This is a genomic window from Novosphingobium sp. PhB55 (genome assembly GCF_004368805.1).
Classification (GTDB): Bacteria; Pseudomonadota; Alphaproteobacteria; order Sphingomonadales; family Sphingomonadaceae; genus Novosphingobium.
This window is the reverse complement of record NZ_SODQ01000011.1, coordinates 25,824-44,342: the sequence shown is the minus strand read 5'-3', so window position 1 is coordinate 44,342 and position 18,519 is coordinate 25,824. Positions and strand designations below refer to the sequence as shown.

The window sequence follows — 18,519 nt, the reverse complement described above, 5'->3', positions numbered from 1 at the left end:
GCTTGCCGCGATAGGGAGCCCAGCGATGACGGTGGAGTTGAAGGAAAAGGAAGTCGGCGGCGCGCCGGCGGAAGGCAAAATCACCCCCGAGGCGATCAAGGCGGCCGAAAACATGATCGGCATGCAGTTGCGCCCGGAGGGACCTTATCTGCAGGACGCCACGGAAGACACGATCCGCAACTTCGGCAACGGCATCGGTGACCTCAACCCGCTTTACCGCGATCTGGAGAATGGCCGCCTGACGCGCCACGGTTCGATGCTGGCGCACCCGAACTTCCCGATGGCCTTCGGCTGGGTCGGCCGCACCCGCTGGGGTCTGCCCGGCGTCCATGGCTTCTATGCCGGCAACGACTGGGAACTGTTCCGCCACATTCGCCCCGGCGACCGTATCAGCGCGATCGAGCGCGTGGTCGGCGTCGAAGTGAAGGAGAGCCAGTTCTCCGGGACGCTCGTGCTGCAATATGTCGAGGCGACCTATTTCAACCAGCGCGGCGAACTCGTCGCCAAGGCGCTGGGCACTTGCACCCGGCATGAACGCAAGGCGGCGCGCGATGCGGGCAAATATGCGGACATCAAGACTCACGAGTATACGCCGGAAGAGTTCGACCGGATCGACAACGCGATCCTCGACGAGGAAAAGAACATCCGCGGCGGCAATGTGCGCTACTGGGAGGAAGTGCAGGAAGGCGAGCAGCTTCCCGAGATCGTGCGCGGCCCGCTCAGCCTGATGGACACGATGGGCTTCCTGGTCGGCTGCGGTCGCGGCCACACCCACGGCGTGATCTTCAAGAACGCGGTGAAGCATCCCGGCCACTTCTTCCGCAATCCCGAGGCGGGCGGCGGCATCGAATATACCGGCATCGGCCACCACCGCGAGTCCACCGCCAAGGAAGTGGGCGTCCCCGGCGTCTACGATTACGGCCCGCAGCGTTCATCCTGGATGGCGTCGATGGTCACCAACTGGATGGGCGACGCCGGTTTCCTCAAGCGCATCAAGACGCGCATGAGCCGCTTCAACACCATGGGCGACTGCACCTGGGCGCGCGGCACCGTGACGCGCAAATATATCAAGGACGGCTATGCCCTGGTCGATATCGAGATCAAGGGCGAGAACCAGCGCGGCGAACTGACCACGCCTGGCCTGGCGACGGTGGTGCTGCCGTCGCTCGATCCCAACACCAAGGTCTTCGTAGACGGTTCGGGTCTCGATCTCGAACTGCCGGTCGTGCGCTGAGGCAGGGGCAATGGCGGGGCAGGAAGATCAGGCACCGCTGGCAGGCATAAGGATCGTCGCCATCGCCCAGGGCGTGGCGGCGGCCTATGCCGCACGGCTGCTGGCAACCATGGGCGCGCGCGTCCTGCTGGTGGAACCGGCCGGCGGATCGCCGCTGCGCCGGGAGCCGCCCTTCCTCCCCGGACCATCCGGCGAAGAGACCGAGGTGAGCGCGCTCTTCGCCTATCTGGCGGCGGGCATGGACAGCGCGGTGATCGATCTTGCGTCTTCATCGGGACGCGAGGCTCTGGACCGGCACCTGGCCGAAGCGGACATCTTCTTCGACGATACGCCGCCGGGCGAGCGCGCGGCGGTGGCTCTCGACGAGGCGGGCATTGCTGCGCGGTTTCCCCGCCTGCTGCATGTCTCGGTGCTGCCCTTCGGCGCGCAAGGCGACAAGGCTGGCTGGAAGGGCGCCGACCTGATCGTCCAGCACGCGGGCGGCGAGGGCAACCTGCTGCCGAACGGGCTTGCGGTCGAAATGTTTCCCGGCCGTGCGCCGCTCAAGATCGGCGGTCACTTCGGGGAGATGCAGGGCGGCATCGCCGCGGCTCTCGGCGCGCTTTCGGCGCTTTGGGCGCGGCCGGAGGCGGGCGGGCAGGCCGTCGATATATCCAGCCAGGACGCGATGCTGGCGGTGGGCGCTTTCGCCATCCAACGCCTTGGCGACGGTTCGGTGGAGCACCGAGTGGAGCGCAGCTTCCGCTACGGCGGGGTGATCCCCTGCGCCGATGGTCACCTCGAACTGTTGACCCTTGAGCAACGGCAGTGGGATGGCCTGGTGCGGCTGCTCGGCAGCCCCGATTGGGCGACGGACCCTGCCCTGGCGAGCAGTATCGAGCGCGGGCGCCGCGGGCCGGAGATCAACCGGCATATCCGCGAATGGGCCAGCGTGCGGCGCGTGGACGACATCGTCGCCGAGGGACAGAAGCTCGGCGTGCCCCTGGCGCGCTACAAGTCGCCCGCGGAAATCCTCTCGGGCGAACAGGAAGCGCATCGCGGCCTGTTCCAGTCGATTGACATGGGAGGCGCGGGCCTGCTCGATGTCCTTGTTTCACCGTTCCATTTTGGCGGCGCGGCGCTTTCGCTGCGAAACGGGCCGCCTGCATTGGCCGGAATGCTGGAAGTGACGCCATGAGGCCGCTGCAGGGCATCCGCATCGCCGACTTCACCGTGCACAATGCCGGTCCCTTCTGCACGCACCTGCTTTCGCAGCTTGGCGCCGAAGTCATCAAGATCGAGAGCGCCATGCGCCTCGACGCTTTTCGCAAGCCGCACCCGGTCTACGGCCGCGAAGGGCCGGCGACGTTCGACCAGGTGGCTTCGAACAAGCTGTCCGTCCGCATCAACCTCAAGAAGGCCGAGGGCGTCGCCCTGGCCAAGCGCATCGTCGCGGCCAGTGATGTCGCCGCCGAGAGCTTTCGCCCCGGCGTGATGGACCGGCTCGGGCTTGGCTATGCCGACCTTTGCGCGGTGCGCGAGGATATCGTGATGCTGTCGGTCTCGTCCTCGGGGCAAAGCGGTCCGGATTCGCACTTTGCGGGTTATGCGCCGCTGTTCGGCGCCTGGGGCGGCCTTGGCGAACTGACGGGTTACGCCGACGGGCCGCCGGTGGAGATCCGCCACGTCATGGACCATACGGTCGGCATGAATGCGGCAGTTGCGCTGATGGCAGCGCTGCATCGCCGCCGCGCGAGCGGGCAGGGCGGTCACGTCGACGTTGCCGCACGCGAAGTCGCCGCTTCGCTGGTAGGCGATCTGCTCCTGCTGGCGGCGGCAGGCGGCGCAACGGCGCGGATCGGCAATGCCCATCCCCGCATGGCGCCGCACGGCGTCTATCCCGCTGCCGGGGAGGACCGCTGGCTGGCGCTTGCCGTGGAGGACGATGCGGCCTGGACTGCGCTTTGCGGGGTGATGAAACGACCGGACCTTGCTGCGGACCCGCGCTTTGCGGACGGCGCCTCGCGCATTCGGCACCGCGAAACGCTGGACTTGATGGTCTCGCACTGGAGCGCCGGTGTCGAGGCGAACGCGGCGGCCGAACAGCTTCAGCAAGCCGGCGTCGCCGCCCATGCCTCCTGGACCACGCCCGAAATCGCCGCGGACGCACACTTGCGGCAGCGCGGAGCGATCGTTTCGGTGGCGGAGCCGGACGGTACGCAGCGCGCGGCAGTCGGCGTGCCCTTGCGCCTTTCCAAGGGGGAGGACATCGGTATCCTGCGCGGAACCCCTCGGCTGGGAGAGCACGAAGACTACGTTTACGGCGAGATCCTGGGCATGGGGCGCGCCGAGCGTCTCGCGCTCGAGGCGGCCGAAGTGATCCACTGATCGCGGGATGAGGATGGACATGAGCGAGACAGCAAGCCTGGGCTTCATCGGCCTTGGCGTCATGGGCAGCGGTATGTGCGCGAATGCCGTGAAGAAGCACGGCGCGCCGCTCCATGCCTTCGACATGAATGCCGAGGCGCTGCGGGCGCAAGTCGATGGCGGCGCGCGGGGCGCCGCTTCGGTGGCGGAAGTGGCGCGCGTGGCTTCGGTCGTGTTCCTCTCGCTCCCCGGCGGCAAGCAGGTGCGGGCGGTCTGCGCGGAAATCGCGGCCCATGCCGCGCCCGGGGCGGTGGTGATAGACCTGTCCACCACCGCCGTGGCCGAAGCGCGCGACGTTGCGGACTTGCTGGCTGCAAAGGGCATCGCTTTCGCGGACGCGCCGGTGGCGCGCACGCGGCAGGCGGCCATCGACGGTACGCTCTCCATCATGGTCGGCGCCGATCCGGAACTCTTCGCGCGGATCGAGCCGCTGCTGCGCTACATGGGCTCCGACGTCACGCATTGCGGCGCGGTGGGCTGCGGGCAGGTGGTCAAGCTCATCAACAATACCCTGTTGTTCGAGCAAGTGGCCGCACTGGCGGAAATGTTCGTAGTGGCAGAGCGGGCAGGGGTAGCGCCCGCCAAACTGGTGGAGGCGGTCTCGCTCGGTTCGGGAGACAGCTTCGCGCTGCGGAACCACGGGCTCAAGGCGATGGTCCCGCGGGCCTTTCCGGCAAAGGCCTTTCCGATGGCCTATACGCTCAAGGACCTGGGCTACACGATCGAACTGGCCGAGGAGATGGGCGTCGAGCCCCGGCTGCCGCGCCTGGCCGCCGAATACTACCAGGCGGCAATCGACCAGGGCCTTGGGGAGAGTTACTTCCCCGGCGTGATCGAGGTGGTCGACCGCAGATAGCGGCGGCCGGATGGGAGAGAGCCCGATGCAGGAACGCAAGCTGGACTACCGGGTGGTCACGGAGGGACTGTTGTTCCCCGAAGGCCCCATCGCAATGGACGACGGCTCGGTGCTGGTCGTCGAGATCAAGGGCGGGCGGTTGATCCGGGTCTGGCCGGATGCGCGCAAGCAGGTCGTGGCCGAGCTGGGCGGCGGTCCCAACGGCGCGGCGATCGGCCCGGACGGCGCCTGCTACGTCGCCAACAACGGCGGCTTTCACTGGCTGACCGAGGACATCTTCGACACCCGTGGCTATATGCGGCCCCACGGCCGCGCGCACGATTATGCGGGGGGATCGATCCAGCGGGTCGATCTGGAGACGGGCGAGGTCACGACGCTCTACACCCATTGCGACGGCGTGCCGATCAACGGCCCCAACGACATCGTCTTCGACGCGAATGGCGACATGTGGTTCACCGACCACGGCAAGACTTACGGCCGCGTCATGGATAGCGGCGCCGTCTATCACGCGGCGGCGGACGGCTCGTGGATCCGGCAGGCGATATTCCCGATGGTGACGCCCAACGGCGCCGGGCTCTCGCCCGACGAGCGCACGCTCTATGTTTCGGAGACCGAGACCGGCCGCCTCTGGCGCTGGCCGATCTCCGGGCGCGGCGAAGTGTCGAAACAGGCATGGCCCTCCCCCAACGGCGGGATCCTGCACGGCCAGGCGACCGGCTATCAGCGCTTCGATTCCATGGCCCTGGAGGCCAATGGCAACATCTGCGTCGCGACCCTGGTGACCGGCGGCATCAGCGTATTTTCACCCGAGGGGGAGAAGCTGGAATATTGGCAGGGGCCGGAGCCCTACTGCACCAATATCTGCTTTGGCGGCCCCGACATGAAGACCGCCTGGATCACCGTTTCCGGCCGCGGCCTGCTGATCGCGGTCGATTGGCCGCGCCCTGGCCTGCCGCTGCTGCACCAACGCATGGGAGTTACCGCTTGAGCGTCTACGAAGACTGGGTCGGCCGCAGCCAGACCGCGACCGACGTGCTCGATCCCGCCCGCAGCAATGCGCTCGACGTGGCGCTGGGCGGCGCGGGCGCACTGACGGCGGGCGATGCGCTGCCCTTGCTCGACCACTGGCTGCACTTCTGGGACGTGAAGCCGCCGGCCGCACTGGGCACGGACGGCCATCCGGCCAAGGGGGGCTTCCTGCCGCCCGTGCCGCTGCCGCGCCGGATGTGGGCGGGGGGACGCCTGACGTTCCTCCAGCCGCTTCACCTGGGCGAAACCGTCACGCGTACTTCGACGATCATGGCCGTCACTGAAAAGGTCGGGAAAAGCGGCACGCTCGTCTTCGTCACCGTCCGCCACGAACTGGATGCCGGAGGCGGCATCGCCGTCAGCGAGGAGCAGGATCTGGTCTACCGCGATCCCGCGCCCGGCGTCCTGCCGCTGCCGGTCGCGGTACCCGTGCCGGATGCGGCCTGGGCGGAAACTGTCGCGCCCGATCCGGTGCTGTTGTTCCGTTATTCCGCGCTCACCATGAACGGCCACCGCATCCACTACGACCGGCCCTATGCAATGGGCGAGGAGAGCTATCCCGCGCTGGTCGTCCACGGTCCGCTACAGGCGGCGCTCCTGATCCGACTGGCGGGCAAGGGACTTGGCCGGCCTGTCACCGGCTTCGATTTCCGCGGGCAGCAACCCGCCTTCGACGGCATTCCCCTGCACATCTGCGGCAACGTGACGGACCAGGGCGGCGAATTCTGGACCCAGCAGGGCGAGGCGAAGAACATGATCGCCACCGTGCGCACCGCCTGACCGGGAGAAGACGATGACCGAGACGTACCAGCTCCATATCGACGGCCAGTGGCGCGCGGCTGCCGATGGAGGCACGCTACCCGCCATCAATCCCTACGACCAGTCGATCCACGCCCATATCGCCGTCGCCACGGGCGAGGACGTCGAGGCCGCCATTGCCGCGGCGCGGCGGGCTTTCGATAGCGTCTGGAGCAAGACCACTCCGGGCGAACGGGCGAAGCTGCTCAACCGCGTTGCGGACCTGCTCGACGCCGATGCCGACCGGATGGCGTTGCTAGAAACCACCGACAACGGCAAAGTCATTCGCGAGACCCACAACCAGATGGGCTATGCCGCGCGGATCTTCCGGTACTATGCGGGCTGGGCCGACAAGATGCACGGCGATGTCGTTCCGCTGGACCAGAAGGACACGCTCGATTTCGCCATACGCGTGCCTTACGGCGTCGTGGCCTGCGTGACGGCGTGGAACTCTCCCGTGGCGATCCTGACGAACACGCTGCCGGCCGCCCTGGCCGCGGGTAACTGCGTGATCCTCAAGCCCAGCGAACATGCCTCCACCACCACGCTGGAAATGATGAAGCTGTGCGAGAAGGCAGGCTTTCCGGCAGGCGTGGTGCAGGTCGTTACCGGCGCGGGCGACGTGGGCGCGGCGCTGACGGGCAGCAGGCTGGTCGACAAGGTGAGCTTCACCGGCAGTCCGGGCGTCGGCCGCAAGATCGCGGCGGTGGCGGGCGGGAACCTCAAGCCGGTGACGATGGAACTGGGCGGCAAAAGCCCCAACATCGTGTTCGACGATGCCGATTTCGACCTTGCCCTGATCGGCGCGCTCGCGGGCATTTTCGGCGCGACCGGGCAGACCTGCATCGCCGGATCGCGTCTCCTGGTGCAGCGCGGCATTTACGAGCGCATGGTCGAAGGTCTTGCCGCGCGGGCGGCGCAGATCCGCATGGGCGACCCGCGCCTGCCCGAAACGGAAATGGGCACGGCGGCCAACGAGCCGCAGTTCGACAAGATCCTCTCCTTCATCGCAGCGGCCAGGGGCGACGGCGCCCGCCTTGTCGCCGGCGGCGGCCGGGCCGAGGGGGCGGGGCTGGAGAAGGGCTTCTTCATCGAGCCCACCATCTTTGCCGACGTGCGCAACGATATGAAGGTGGCCGCCGAGGAAATCTTCGGCCCCGTGCTGTCGATCATCCCCTTCGACGAGGAGGAGGAAGCCGTCTCCATCGCCAATGATACGCCCTATGGGCTGGCGAGCGGGGTCTGGTCGCAGGATATCAGTCGCTGCCTGCGCATGATGCGTGCCGTGCAGTCTGGCGTGCTATGGGTGAATACCTACCGCGTGGCCGCGCCGCAGGCGCCCTTCGGCGGAATGAAGGACTCCGGCTTTGGCCGGGTGAGAGGCGAGGCGGGGATCCAGGAATTCCAGCAGACCAGGAACGTGTTCATCGATTTTTCGGGCGACCGGCGCGATCCCTTTTCCATGAAGTTCTGAAAATCTTCCCGCGCCTGCCGCGATCGGCTCCTTGACATTGGATCCAATAAATTCATTATTGGATCCAATAACGATTCACAGGAGCGGATGTATGGGCAGCGCAATGCAAGCAGGGCAGGGCCGGATTTGGCCGAAAGACGCGTGGTACGTCGCCTGCACTCCCGATGAGATCGAAGACCGTCCGCTTGGCCGAACGATCTGCGGAGAGCGCATGGTGTTCTTTCGCGGCCCGGATGGCGCCCCCACGGCGCTGGAAGATTTCTGCCCTCACCGCGGTGCACCGCTTTCGCTCGGTTTCATGCGCGAGGGGCGGCTGGTCTGCGGCTATCACGGGCTGGTGATGGACTGCCTTGGCAAGGCTGCGGAAATGCCCGGCCAGAAGGTCGGCGGTTTCCCGGCCGGCCGCCGTTTCGCCGTGATAGAGCGTTTCGGCTTCATCTGGGTGTGGCCGGGCGATCCCGAGGCGGCCGATCCTGCGCGGCTGCACCATCTGGAATGGGCGGAAAGCGACGATTGGGCCTATGGTGGCGGCTATTACCACATCGCCTGCGACTATCGCCTGATGATCGACAATCTGATGGACCTGACGCACGAGACGTATGTCCATGCCGCCAGCATCGGCCAGAAGGAAATCGACGAGGCGCCGGTCCGCACGCGGGCCGACGAGAACGAAGTGGTCACCAGCCGGTTCATGGAGGGGATCAAGGCCCCGCCGTTCTGGCGCATGGCGCTGCGCGGCGCCGGGCTCAGCGAGGATGCCACGGTCGACCGCTGGCAGGTCTGCCGCTTCTCGCTGCCCAGCCATGTCATGATCGAAGTGGGTGTGGCGCTTGAGGGCCAGGGCGGTTACGACGCGCCGGAAGCGGCCAAGGCCTCCAGCATCGTCGTGGATTTCATCACGCCCGAAACCGAGACCAGCCATCACTACTTCTGGGGCATGGCGCGCCGCTTCGCCGTCGAAGATGCGGCGCTTACGGACACCATTCGCGAAGGCCAGGGCAAGATCTTCTCGGAAGACCTCGACATGCTGGAGCAACAGCAGGCGAACCTGCTGCGCTGGCCGGAACGGCGCTTGCTGAAGCTCAACATCGATGCCGGCGGCGTGCGATCGCGCATGATGATCGACCGGGCCATCGCCGCCGAGAACGCGGAGCCGAACGGGGCGGCGAACGCGGGCGATCTGCCCGCCGAGCCGGTGCGGGAGGAAGCCGGCGGGGTTTGACAGTTCGCCTCGTGCCGACGAAAGCAGGCCATGGACGATGAACGGAATGCCCAAGCGCAAGGCGGTCGCCGGTTGAAGCCCGGCCAGCACGTCATCATCTCGTTGCGGCGGATGATCGCGGAAGGCAGTTTTCGTCCCGGCGAGCGGATCGCCGAGATCGCCACCGCAGAGGCCCTCGGCGTCTCGCGCATGCCGGTGCGCACGGCGCTGCGCGCGCTGGAGGCCGAGGGGCTGGTCGAGAAACTCGGGGCGCGCGGCTATGCGGCGCGCTCCATTTCCGCGGCCGACATTCACGGCGCGATCGAGGTTCGCGGCGTGCTGGAGGGCCTGGCGGCGCGGCGGCTCGCGGTACGGGGACTGACCCCGGCCGAAGACGCACGCTTTGCGGCCTGCCTTGCCGAGGGCGAGGCGATCTTCGCGAAAGGCACTCTGGCCCAGGGCGATGTCGATCGTTTCCACGACTACAATCTGGCATTCCACAACCTGCTGGTGGAGGCCAGCGGCAACCCTTCCATCGGCCAGGCGCTGGAGCGGAACGACCACTTGCCGTTCGCTTCGGCTGTTGCGCTCGCGCTGGAAAACGAGCCGGCCGACGAATTCGCTCACCTCCATTCGGCGCATCGCGATCACCTGGCGGTAATTGCCGCGATCAGACTGGGGGATGCGCCGGCCGCGGAGCGCGGCATGGCCGAACATGCCCGGGCGGCACTAGGCAGCGAGCGCCTGTTCCAGCGCTTTCGCTGAGGGAACCGGCGCTGGACAAGGTTGCGCCGGTCCGTCCATCCCGCGTCAGTGATTGGGAATATACGTGCCGAGATGGCGCCCGGCGATATAGCCGAAAGTCATCCCCGGTCCCAAAGTCCCGCCCGCGCCGCCATAGGCCTCGCCCAGCACGGCCGCCATGGCATTGCCTGCAGCGTAGAGGCCGGGGATCGGATGGCCGCTCCAGTCCAGCACCTGGGCATCGGCATTGGTCTTGGGGCCGCCGGCAGTCCCGAGCGCACCGGACTCCATCTTGACGGCATAATAGGGCCCCCGATCGATCACGCCCAGCGTCCGGTAAGGCGGGTCGAATTCGGCATCGCCCCACATATAGAAATTGTCGTAAGTGTTGTCGCCGCGGTTGAAGTCGTCGTCGTGCCCCTTGCGCACCATGTCGTTGAAGCGGGCGACGGTGGCAGTCAGCCCCTTGGCGTCGATGCCTGCCTTTTCCGCCAGTTCCTCCAGCGTGTCAGCCTTCATCATGAACGACGGGGTAGGGCCGCCCGGCGGCGTGTTGAAGGTCTGGTACTTTTCGCGGTAGCGCTGGTCGACGATCAGCCAGTAAGGCAGGTTGGCATAGGCGTGAGTGCCTGCGTCGAAGGCGTGCAGTGCCTTGCCCATGGCGTTGTAATTGGCCGCCTCGTTGACAAAGCGCTTGCCGGCGCGGTTGACGAGGATGGCGCCGGGGCGGGCGCGTTCGTCGGAGCCAAGCAGGTAGTTGGGCTTGGCCGCGCGGTGCTGCGGCTCGAATTCGAGCACGCTCTGCTGCCAGAAGGCATGCTGCATGTTGCCAAGCTGCGCGCCGGCCTCGATCGCCATGAGCAGGCCGTCACCCTCGTTTTCCGGGACGCTGACCGGGCCGGTCAGCGGACCGCGCAGGAAGGTCTTCACCAGTGTTTCGTTCCATTCGAAACCGCCGGTGGCGATCACCACCCCGCGGCGCGCGCGCACGCGAAAATCGCGGCCATTGGCGTCTTCCGCCACGACGCCGACCACGCGGTCGCCGTCCTTCACCAGTTTGCGCGCGCGCTTTTCGAACTGGACGGGAATGTCGCGGTCCAGCACGGCCCGGAACAGCGATCCGGCCAGCGCCTGGCCCAGCCCCCGGTAGTCGCCGGCCTCGCGCTCCGCGAGTGTGGCTTCATCCAGCGTTCCGTTGATCGCCTCCATGAGGCTGCCGCGGACGGGATAGGCCATTTTCGTGGGATTGACCCGCGTTGCCCATTTGCCAAGTCTTTCGAAGGAAAAGGCATCGTTGTCCAGCGAGCGCCCGCCATCGGGTTTCGCGCCCGGCATATAGGGCTGATAGTCGGGAAAATCGGCGTAGGCATGGAAGCGCACCGGCGTCCTGTCGGCCAGATAGCGGATCATTTCCGGCCCGCATTCCATGAAGGCGCCCAGCGTATCGGGATCGAGCGCGCCCGGAGCCAGGGCATCGAGGTAGGCCACCACGTCTTCGTCGGATTCCGCGATACCGGCCTCGACCTGGTGATGGTTGCCCGGGATCCAGAGCATGCCTCCGGACATGGCCGTGGTGCCACCGACCATTCCGGTCTTTTCCAGGATGACGACATCCTTCGCGCCAAAATCGTGTGCGGAGATCGCCGCCGTCATGGCGGCGCCGCCGGATCCGAGCACCACGACGTCAGCTTCCAGGTCCCATTCGGGGACTTCGCCCATCCTTTGTCTCCCTTTTGCTTCGATTTTCCCGTGTCGATTTTATTCGGGCGAGCGGCCCTGCCTCAACCCGGTCCTGCCGAGACTCGTTCGATGCGGGCGCTGCTTTGCGCACGAGACTAATGGCTGATTTTCTGAGCGTGACTGTCAGATTGAACAGGTTCCCGCATTGCCGCCGGGAGGAGCCGGCCTCGACCCGGCATTTCCCGCAAGCCACTGGAAAGAGCGGCGAACCCCGCCTATCCTGCCCGGCGATCGACCACCTCCGGCAGCGAAGAAGGCAACCAAGGCGATGAAAGCCACTGCACTGCACATTCTCATGCCGCTCATCCTGCTGGCGGCCAGCGGTCCCGCAGCGCAGGCGGACGAGGCGCCGCCGCGCGCCGTCAGCCAGGGCGAGGCGACCCGCATCCTCGACCAGCGAGGGGCGGAACGGCTTCTGGCGAACAAGGGTTTGACCCTGCAATGGATCGACTGGGATCGACGCGGCAGCGCCGATGTCCGGCGCGAGGGCGATGTGTGGAAGCTGCATGGCACCCAGGCGGAAGCGGGCGGGCCGGGCAGGCTGGTGCTGGACGGCACGATAACCGAGATCGGCGCCGATTACTTCACCTTCCAGGGCCGCATCAGCATTACGAACACGCCGGATCCCGGCCGCTCATGCTCGCAGGACAAGTCCTGGCACTTCGCCATCACTCAGAACCGCAGCTTTTACCGGCTGCGGGAATTCGAATGGTGCGACGCGTTGACCGACTACATCGACATCTATTTCTGACCGCCCGGCGGCGTTCCTCGGCCGGAAGGCAATCGAATTGCGCCGATCTGCATAGTAAAAGCAGGTGGGAGGAGGACCCCAAGCCGCTATTCTCGCGTTGAAAAGCCGAGAAATGGCAGGGAGAAGGCAAGGGTGATCGTCCGGACGACAGCGGGAGCGATACGCGGCATCGTGGACGGAGGCGTCGCGCGGTTCAGGGGCGTGCCTTATGCGGCGGCACCGGTCGGCGCGGCCCGGTTTGCAATCCCGCGCGATCCGGCGCCCTGGGACGGTGTGCGTGACGCTCTCGAACCCGGACCGAACGCCCCGCAGCGGGTCAAGGGGGTGCCCGGCCTCGACGCGGCGGCGCTTGTCGGCGAGGGCTGGCGGCACGGCGATGAATACCTGACGCTGGACGTATTCGCGCCCTGCGATGGCCAGGCCGAGGACGGCCGGAGAAGACCGGTCATGGTGTTCATCCATGGCGGCGGCTTCGTGATCGGCAGCAAGGACGCGCCGGTCCAGGACGGCAGCAACTTCGCGCGGGACGGTATCGTCTTCATTTCGATAAACTACCGCCTGGGTGTCGATGGTTTCCTGCCCATTCCGGGCGTGCCCACCAATCTCGGTCTGCGCGACATGCTTTTCGCGCTCGAATGGGTGCGGTGCAATGCCGTCTCGTTCGGCGGCGATCCGGGCAATGTCACGGTCTTCGGGGAATCCGCGGGCGCCATGGCGATCGCCGATCTTGTGGCCTCGCCGCTCGCCAAAGGCCTTTTCCGCCGCGCCATCGTCCAGAGCGGGCACGGCCGCATGACCCGCGACATTGCGGTGGCGCAGCGGCTCGTCCGCAAGCTGGCCAAACTCCTGCGCATTTCCCCGGATGCGGAAGGCTATCGCAGCGTCGAGCCCGGCGAGACGTTGCTGGACGCGGTGGAGAAAGTCAGCCTGCCCACCACCCGGCTCGACTTGCGCGATGCCGAAGGACATGAACCGGTGTTCGGCATCAGCCGCTTCGTTCCGGTCCATGGCGACGATGTCCTGCCGTTGAAACCGCTCGATGCGCTGAAGGCCGGCACGGGCGCGGAAATAGACCTGCTGATCGGTACCAATGCCGAGGAGATGAACCTCTACTTCGTGCCGAGCGGCCTGCGCGAGAAGATCGGCAGGCTCCTGGCAACGTACGTGTTCCACCGCGTGCATCCGCGGGCGCGCAAGCTGCTCAAGGCTTACGGCATGGGCCGCCGCGGGATGAAGCCGGGCCATGCCTTCACAGATGCGGCGAACGATCTGGTCTTCCGCTGGCCGGCCCGCCGATTTGCCGAGGAACACCAGGGCCGAACGCATATGTACGAGTTCGAATGGCGCTCCCCGCTGTTCGGCGGGCTGGGCGCCGCCCACGCCATGGAACTGCCCTTCGTGTTCGACTCCCTGGCCACGACGACCGGTCCCGACGGTCTTTGCGGGGAAAATCCTCCGCAGGCACTGGCAGACCGCGTCCACCGCATCTGGGTGGATTTCGCCCGCGACGGCAGCCTGCCCTGGCGCGAATTCACCCGTGAGCATCGCGCGGTGTTCCAGCTGGAACGCGGCGAAGCTGTCGAGGAACCGCCGTTCCCGATCGCCCCCTTCCTTCGCTGAGGACCTTCCATGTATCTTGAACGCTTGAAACTGGACGGGCGCCGCGCGCTCGTCACCGGGGGCGCCAGCGGCATCGGGCTCGCCTGTGTCGAGGCGCTGGCCGAGATGGGCGCCAAGGTGGTGATCGCCGACTTGTCCGAGGCCGCCATCGAGAGCGCCCGCGGGACCATGCGGGAAAAGGGCTATGCCTGCGAGGGCCGTGTCATGGACGTGACTCACTCCGCCCGGGTGACCCAGGTCGCCGATGAACTGGGTACGATCGATATCCTGGTGAACAATGCCGGCATTGCGCGCAGCGAGACGGCGGCCGAAACGGTCGAGGATGAGCACTGGCTCAACGTCATCGATGTCAATCTCAACGGCACCTTCTGGTGCGCCCGGGCTTTCGGGCGGCACATGCTCGCGGCCGGGCGTGGCAGCGTGGTCAATGTCGGGTCGATGAGCGGCTTCATCGTCAACCGGCCACAGGGTCAGAGCTATTACAACGCCTCGAAGGCGGCCGTCCATCAGCTCACGCGCAGCCTTGCCGCCGAGTGGGCGGACCGCGGCGTCAGGGTGAATGCCGTGGCTCCCACATACATCCGCACGCCGCTCAACGAGTTCGCTGACAAGCAGGGCGAGATGTATCGCCGCTGGATCGACTCCACGCCGATGGCCCGTCTCGGTGAAGTGGAGGAAGTGGCCTCTGTCGTCGCTTTCCTCGCTTCCGATGCGGCCAGCCTGATGACCGGCAGCATCGTGCTGGCCGACGGGGGCTACACCTGCTGGTAACCGCACGAACCCAGCCATCTTCCGCTCACGACGTCATCCTGGATCCGTTTCAGGATGACGTTGTTTTGTCGGCGTTTTTCATGCGGGAAAACAGGCCCGCAGGCGCCCACCGTCTCCCTGCCGATGCCGATCGGTCAACACATTGCGCCGATCGGCAAACTCGAAATGACTCCCCAAGGACCTTTCAGATAGGTTAGACCTGTCTTATAGGTTGAATTGACCGACTTGCCAGGCATGGACCTCGGCAGGCGGTAGCGAGGGAGGATCTATGAATCTCAGGGTTTGCCTGTCTGTCGGCGCATCGTGTCTGGCTCTGGCCGCATCGCCGGCTATCGCGCAGCAGGAGCGCGCACCGGCCGCTTCGGCCGATAGCGCCGCTCCCGAAATCGTCGTCACCGCCCGCAAGCGCACCGAGACCCTGCTCGACGTACCCGTCGCGGTCACGGCCGTCTCGGGAGACACGCTGGCCAAGCGCAACATCAATTCCGTGCGCGAGGCAGCGGTGCTGACGCCCGGCCTCAATATCAGCAGCGACGGCGCCGGCCGCGCCTTCGTTTCGATCCGCGGCGTCGGCGTAACGCTGGTCCAGTCGGTCCAGCCTGGTGTCGGGCTTTTCGTGGACGGCATCTACCGCCCCAATACCGCTTACCTGAACAATCCGCTGCTCGACGTCGAGCGGATCGAAGTGCTGCGCGGCCCGCAAGGCACGCTTTACGGCAAGAACACGCTGGGCGGCGCGATCAATGTCATCACCCGCCAGCCCGGCAACGAGTTCGAGGCGCGCGGACAGGCCAGCTACGCCGGGCCGGACGATTCCTGGCTGGTTTCAGGCTCGGTCTCGGCGCCGATCGTCACGGACAAGCTGGCGGTTCGCGTCGGTGCCTCGCACCGCCAGCAGGACGGGTTCATCAACAATACCACGATCGGCGGCAAGTCGAACAAGTTCAATACGGACTCGGTCAGCGCCACGATCCGCGCGACGCCCACCGAAGACCTGACGCTGGTGGTCAACGGCTACTACGACTGGGTGAAGGGCACCAATGTCCCCTACGCCCGCGTCACCGGCCCCACCGACTATTCGCGCAGCAACCAGTTCAACACCTTGGGTACCACGACCTACAAGTATCGCGGCGTCAATGCCAAGGTCGAGACGCCGATCGAGGCCATCGCCACCACCGTGACGCTTCAGGCCGCCTACGACGCGCGCAACAGCAGCGCGCCCGATACCGACGGTGACTTCGGCCCGCTCAACATCGTGCGCCAGGCCTCCAGCGACAGCCTGCGCACCAAGACGGTGGAGCTGCGCTTCGACAGCAAGCTCAGCGACCAGCTCTCCACCCTGTTCGGGCTGTTCTACAGCCGCGAGGATACGCGCTCCAACCAGGCGACGCTGATCGTTCCCTTCAATCTCACCAACAACAACAGCAACCGGACTAAGGCCGACACGTATGCCGCGTTCGGTACGGTGTTCTGGAAGCCCAATCCCGATTGGGAAGTGGCGCTGGGCCTGCGTTATGACCATGAGGACCGCTCGGCGAGCGGCGCGATCAACGCGGGCGCCGCGGGTAGCGTCGGCCTTAAGTCAGACCAGGTCGAACCGCGCCTTTCGGTCACGCGCCACTGGACGCCCGAACTGATGACGTACGCCTCGGTCGCACGCGGTTATCGCGGCGGTGGGTTCAATGCGGTGACCGCGCCCGTCCGCAAGTACAAGGGCGACTCCGCCTGGACTTACGAAGTGGGCACCAAGTACGTTTCGGCCGACCGCAGCTTCACCCTTTCGGGCGATCTCTTCTACAACGATTACAGCGACTACATCGGCCTCAATTCCATCGCTCCGTCCTCGACCGGCGGCCTTGTCACCGTCGATCTCAATTCGGGCGATGTCGAAAGCTACGGCGCGGAATTGGAGTTCAGCTATCGGCCGGTTGAGCAATGGACGCTCTCGGGCGGCGCCACCTACATGCATGCGCGCCTGACCGACTCCTCGCAATATACCGAGGTGACCGGCCGTACGCTGGCGACCGACCGGCTGACCTTCCAGCCGGACTGGATGTTCAACCTCTCCAGCGATTACGTCGTGCCGATCGGCGCGGACAGTCTGACTTTCAATGCCAGCGTCAACGGCAAGGGCAGCCGCTCCGCCGCCAGCCTGAACCAGACGACGGCGACGATCCTGAAAAGCTACGTCCTGTTCAACGGCTCCATCACTTATCGGATGGAAAACGGGATCGAGCTTTCCGTTTTCGGCAACAACTTGTTCAACAAGAAGTATTTCGACTCCTACATCGAAAAGACCACTCTGGCGCTGGCGGGCCTGCCGGCATCGGATCTGGGCATCATCGGCGACCTGCGACGCTACGGCGTGCGCGCGAGCTTCCGGTTCTGATCCGATGGGCGCGTCTCCCCCCCAACCGCCCCGCAAGCCCCTGCCGGAGGGCTTCCTCGATAGTCTGCACTCAGCTTTCGGGGAACGTCTGGCGACGGGCGAGGCGATCCGCAGCCAGCATGGCCAGAGCGAGGCCCATTTCGAGCCCGCGCTGCCGGATGCCGTGGTCTTCGCCCGTTCGACCGAGGACGTGGTCGAACTGGTAAGGCTCTGCGTGGCGGCGGGCGTGCCTATCGTGGCCTATGGCGCGGGCACGTCCATCGAGGGCAACGCGCTGCCGGTAAGGGGCGGCGTCACCGTCGATCTCAGCCAGATGGATGCTATCCTGGCAGTCAATGCCGACGACTTCGATTGCACCGTCCAGGCCGGCGTGCGGCGCGAGCAACTCAACGAACACTTGCGCGATCAAGGGCTGTTCTTTCCCATCGATCCGGGCGCCAATGCCACCATCGGCGGCATGGCGGCGACGCGGGCATCGGGCACCAACGCCGTGCGTTATGGCACCATGCGTGAGGCGATCCTGTCGCTGCGGGTCGTCACGCCGGATGGCCGCGACATCCGCACCTCACGCCGGGCGCGCAAGTCGGCGGCGGGCTACGATCTCACCCGCCTGATGATCGGCAGCGAAGGCACCTTGGGCATCATCACCGAAGTGACCTTGCGCCTTCACGCCATTCCCGAAGCGATTTCCTCGGCCGTATGCAGTTTCGAGACGCTGGAAGGCGCGGTCGATACCGTGGTGCAGTCGATCCAGCTCGGCGTGCCGCTGGCGCGTGTCGAGATCCTGGACGATTTGCAGATGAAGGCGGTCAACCGCTGGTCGAAGCTCGACTACCCGGAACTGACCACGCTGTTCTTCGAATTCCACGGCTCCAGCCGCTATGTCGAGGAGCAGGTGGAAACAGTGCGCGAAATCGCCGACATGAACGGTGGCAGCGCCTTCCGCTGGTCCAACCTTCCAGAAGAGCGCTCGAAGCTCTGGAAGGCAAGGCACGAGGCCTATTACGCGGCCGTCAATTTGCGCCCCGGCGCCGTGGGCTGGGCGACCGACGTCTGCGTGCCGATCAGCCGCCTTGCCGAATGCATAACCGAGACCAAGCGCGACCTGGAAGGATCCAGCGTTCCGGGCACGATCCTGGGGCATGTGGGCGACGGCAATTTCCATGTCGTCTTCTCGATGGACCCCGATGCTCCCGCGGAGATGGACGAAGTGGAGGCCATCAACGCCCGCCTGGTAGAGCGCGCGCTGGCCATGGACGGCACCTGCACCGGGGAGCACGGCATCGGCCTTGGCAAGCAGGACTGGCTCGTCGCCGAACTGGGCGAGGCGGTGGAGATGATGCGTCTCATCAAGCGGGCACTCGATCCGCAGGACTTGTTCAATCCGGGCAAGATTTTCGCGTTTTCCGAGTGAAAACGCCTGAGCCACGTTCCGCCGGGTGGGGCGGAACCGCCCGGTCGCCTTTGGTACCCCCCAGGCGGCCGGGTGACCTTTCGGGATCGCAA

At 66.0% G+C, this 18,519-nt stretch carries 15 protein-coding genes; 14 read left to right on the top strand and 1 reads right to left on the bottom strand.

Going from position 1 to position 18,519, the window contains the following annotated elements:
- The first annotated feature begins 25 nt into the window (after nt 1-25).
- The 9 genes from EDF57_RS23030 (at nt 26) to EDF57_RS22990 (ending at nt 9,763) form a co-directional block, all read left to right on the top strand.
- On the top strand, nt 26-1,234 hold the full coding sequence (locus tag EDF57_RS23030; RefSeq protein ID WP_134096027.1) for a MaoC family dehydratase N-terminal domain-containing protein: 1,209 nt from the start codon (nt 26-28) through the stop codon (nt 1,232-1,234).
- Between the two features lie 10 nt (nt 1,235-1,244).
- Complete coding sequence (locus EDF57_RS23025) at nt 1,245-2,411, top strand: CoA transferase (RefSeq protein ID WP_134096026.1); 1,167 nt, start codon at nt 1,245-1,247, stop codon at nt 2,409-2,411.
- Nucleotides 2,408-3,601: a CoA transferase gene (locus EDF57_RS23020; RefSeq protein ID WP_134096025.1), complete on the top strand. Its 1,194-nt coding sequence runs from the start codon at nt 2,408-2,410 to the stop codon at nt 3,599-3,601. Before EDF57_RS23025 ends, EDF57_RS23020 begins: the two co-directional genes overlap by 4 nt.
- A gap of 19 nt (nt 3,602-3,620) precedes the next feature.
- On the top strand, nt 3,621-4,496 hold the full coding sequence (locus EDF57_RS23015) for an NAD(P)-dependent oxidoreductase (RefSeq protein ID WP_134096024.1): 876 nt from the start codon (nt 3,621-3,623) through the stop codon (nt 4,494-4,496).
- Between the two features lie 25 nt (nt 4,497-4,521).
- Entirely contained in the window at nt 4,522-5,484 is a 963-nt protein-coding gene (locus EDF57_RS23010) for an SMP-30/gluconolactonase/LRE family protein (protein WP_134096023.1), read from the top strand.
- Entirely contained in the window at nt 5,481-6,305 is an 825-nt protein-coding gene (locus EDF57_RS23005) for a MaoC family dehydratase N-terminal domain-containing protein (protein WP_134096022.1), read from the top strand. The genes EDF57_RS23010 and EDF57_RS23005 overlap by 4 nt, the downstream gene beginning before the upstream one ends.
- A 13-nt stretch (nt 6,306-6,318) precedes the next feature.
- On the top strand, nt 6,319-7,797 hold the full coding sequence (locus tag EDF57_RS23000; RefSeq protein WP_134096021.1) for an aldehyde dehydrogenase: 1,479 nt from the start codon (nt 6,319-6,321) through the stop codon (nt 7,795-7,797).
- 91 nt (nt 7,798-7,888) lie between these two features.
- The gene (locus tag EDF57_RS22995; protein WP_208324941.1) at nt 7,889-9,019 is read left to right on the top strand and encodes an aromatic ring-hydroxylating dioxygenase subunit alpha; all 1,131 of its coding nucleotides are present in this window, start codon (nt 7,889-7,891) and stop codon (nt 9,017-9,019) included.
- A 30-nt stretch (nt 9,020-9,049) separates the two neighbouring features.
- Nucleotides 9,050-9,763: a GntR family transcriptional regulator gene (locus EDF57_RS22990; RefSeq protein WP_134096019.1), complete on the top strand. Its 714-nt coding sequence runs from the start codon at nt 9,050-9,052 to the stop codon at nt 9,761-9,763.
- 45 nt (nt 9,764-9,808) lie between these two features.
- Here the strand turns inward: EDF57_RS22990 and EDF57_RS22985 are convergent, their stop codons facing one another.
- A complete protein-coding gene (locus EDF57_RS22985; RefSeq protein ID WP_132265530.1) occupies nt 9,809-11,461 on the bottom strand; it encodes an FAD-binding protein in 1,653 nt (550 codons plus the stop codon).
- Between the two features lie 289 nt (nt 11,462-11,750).
- Here EDF57_RS22985 and EDF57_RS22980 point away from each other — a divergent pair, with 289 nt between their 5' ends.
- From EDF57_RS22980 to EDF57_RS22960, 5 genes are all read left to right on the top strand, one after another.
- A complete protein-coding gene (locus EDF57_RS22980) occupies nt 11,751-12,233 on the top strand; it encodes a hypothetical protein (RefSeq protein WP_243841248.1) in 483 nt (160 codons plus the stop codon).
- A gap of 132 nt (nt 12,234-12,365) precedes the next feature.
- On the top strand, nt 12,366-13,853 hold the full coding sequence (locus EDF57_RS22975; RefSeq protein WP_134096018.1) for a carboxylesterase family protein: 1,488 nt from the start codon (nt 12,366-12,368) through the stop codon (nt 13,851-13,853).
- A 9-nt stretch (nt 13,854-13,862) separates the two neighbouring features.
- A complete protein-coding gene (locus tag EDF57_RS22970) occupies nt 13,863-14,624 on the top strand; it encodes a glucose 1-dehydrogenase (RefSeq protein ID WP_134096017.1) in 762 nt (253 codons plus the stop codon).
- A 268-nt stretch (nt 14,625-14,892) separates the two neighbouring features.
- Nucleotides 14,893-17,013 carry a TonB-dependent receptor gene (locus EDF57_RS22965; RefSeq protein WP_134096016.1) on the top strand — a complete coding sequence of 707 codons (2,121 nt, stop codon included), beginning with the start codon at nt 14,893-14,895 and terminating at the stop codon, nt 17,011-17,013.
- Between the two features lie 4 nt (nt 17,014-17,017).
- Nucleotides 17,018-18,427: an FAD-linked oxidase C-terminal domain-containing protein gene (locus EDF57_RS22960; protein WP_134096015.1), complete on the top strand. Its 1,410-nt coding sequence runs from the start codon at nt 17,018-17,020 to the stop codon at nt 18,425-18,427.
- The last annotated feature ends 92 nt before the right edge of the window (nt 18,428-18,519 follow it).

Coding starts and splice junctions, on each gene's coding strand:
- EDF57_RS23030 (WP_134096027.1), top strand. CDS start 26: ATGACGGTGGAGTTGAAGGAAAAGGAAGTCGGCGGCGCGCCGGCGGAA.
- EDF57_RS23025 (WP_134096026.1), top strand. CDS start 1,245: ATGGCGGGGCAGGAAGATCAGGCACCGCTGGCAGGCATAAGGATCGTC.
- EDF57_RS23020 (WP_134096025.1), top strand. CDS start 2,408: ATGAGGCCGCTGCAGGGCATCCGCATCGCCGACTTCACCGTGCACAAT.
- EDF57_RS23015 (WP_134096024.1), top strand. CDS start 3,621: ATGAGCGAGACAGCAAGCCTGGGCTTCATCGGCCTTGGCGTCATGGGC.
- EDF57_RS23010 (WP_134096023.1), top strand. CDS start 4,522: ATGCAGGAACGCAAGCTGGACTACCGGGTGGTCACGGAGGGACTGTTG.
- EDF57_RS23000 (WP_134096021.1), top strand. CDS start 6,319: ATGACCGAGACGTACCAGCTCCATATCGACGGCCAGTGGCGCGCGGCT.
- EDF57_RS22995 (WP_208324941.1), top strand. CDS start 7,889: ATGGGCAGCGCAATGCAAGCAGGGCAGGGCCGGATTTGGCCGAAAGAC.
- EDF57_RS22990 (WP_134096019.1), top strand. CDS start 9,050: ATGGACGATGAACGGAATGCCCAAGCGCAAGGCGGTCGCCGGTTGAAG.
- EDF57_RS22985 (WP_132265530.1), bottom strand. CDS start 11,461: ATGGGCGAAGTCCCCGAATGGGACCTGGAAGCTGACGTCGTGGTGCTC.
- EDF57_RS22980 (WP_243841248.1), top strand. CDS start 11,751: ATGAAAGCCACTGCACTGCACATTCTCATGCCGCTCATCCTGCTGGCG.
- EDF57_RS22970 (WP_134096017.1), top strand. CDS start 13,863: ATGTATCTTGAACGCTTGAAACTGGACGGGCGCCGCGCGCTCGTCACC.
- EDF57_RS22965 (WP_134096016.1), top strand. CDS start 14,893: ATGAATCTCAGGGTTTGCCTGTCTGTCGGCGCATCGTGTCTGGCTCTG.
- EDF57_RS22960 (WP_134096015.1), top strand. CDS start 17,018: ATGGGCGCGTCTCCCCCCCAACCGCCCCGCAAGCCCCTGCCGGAGGGC.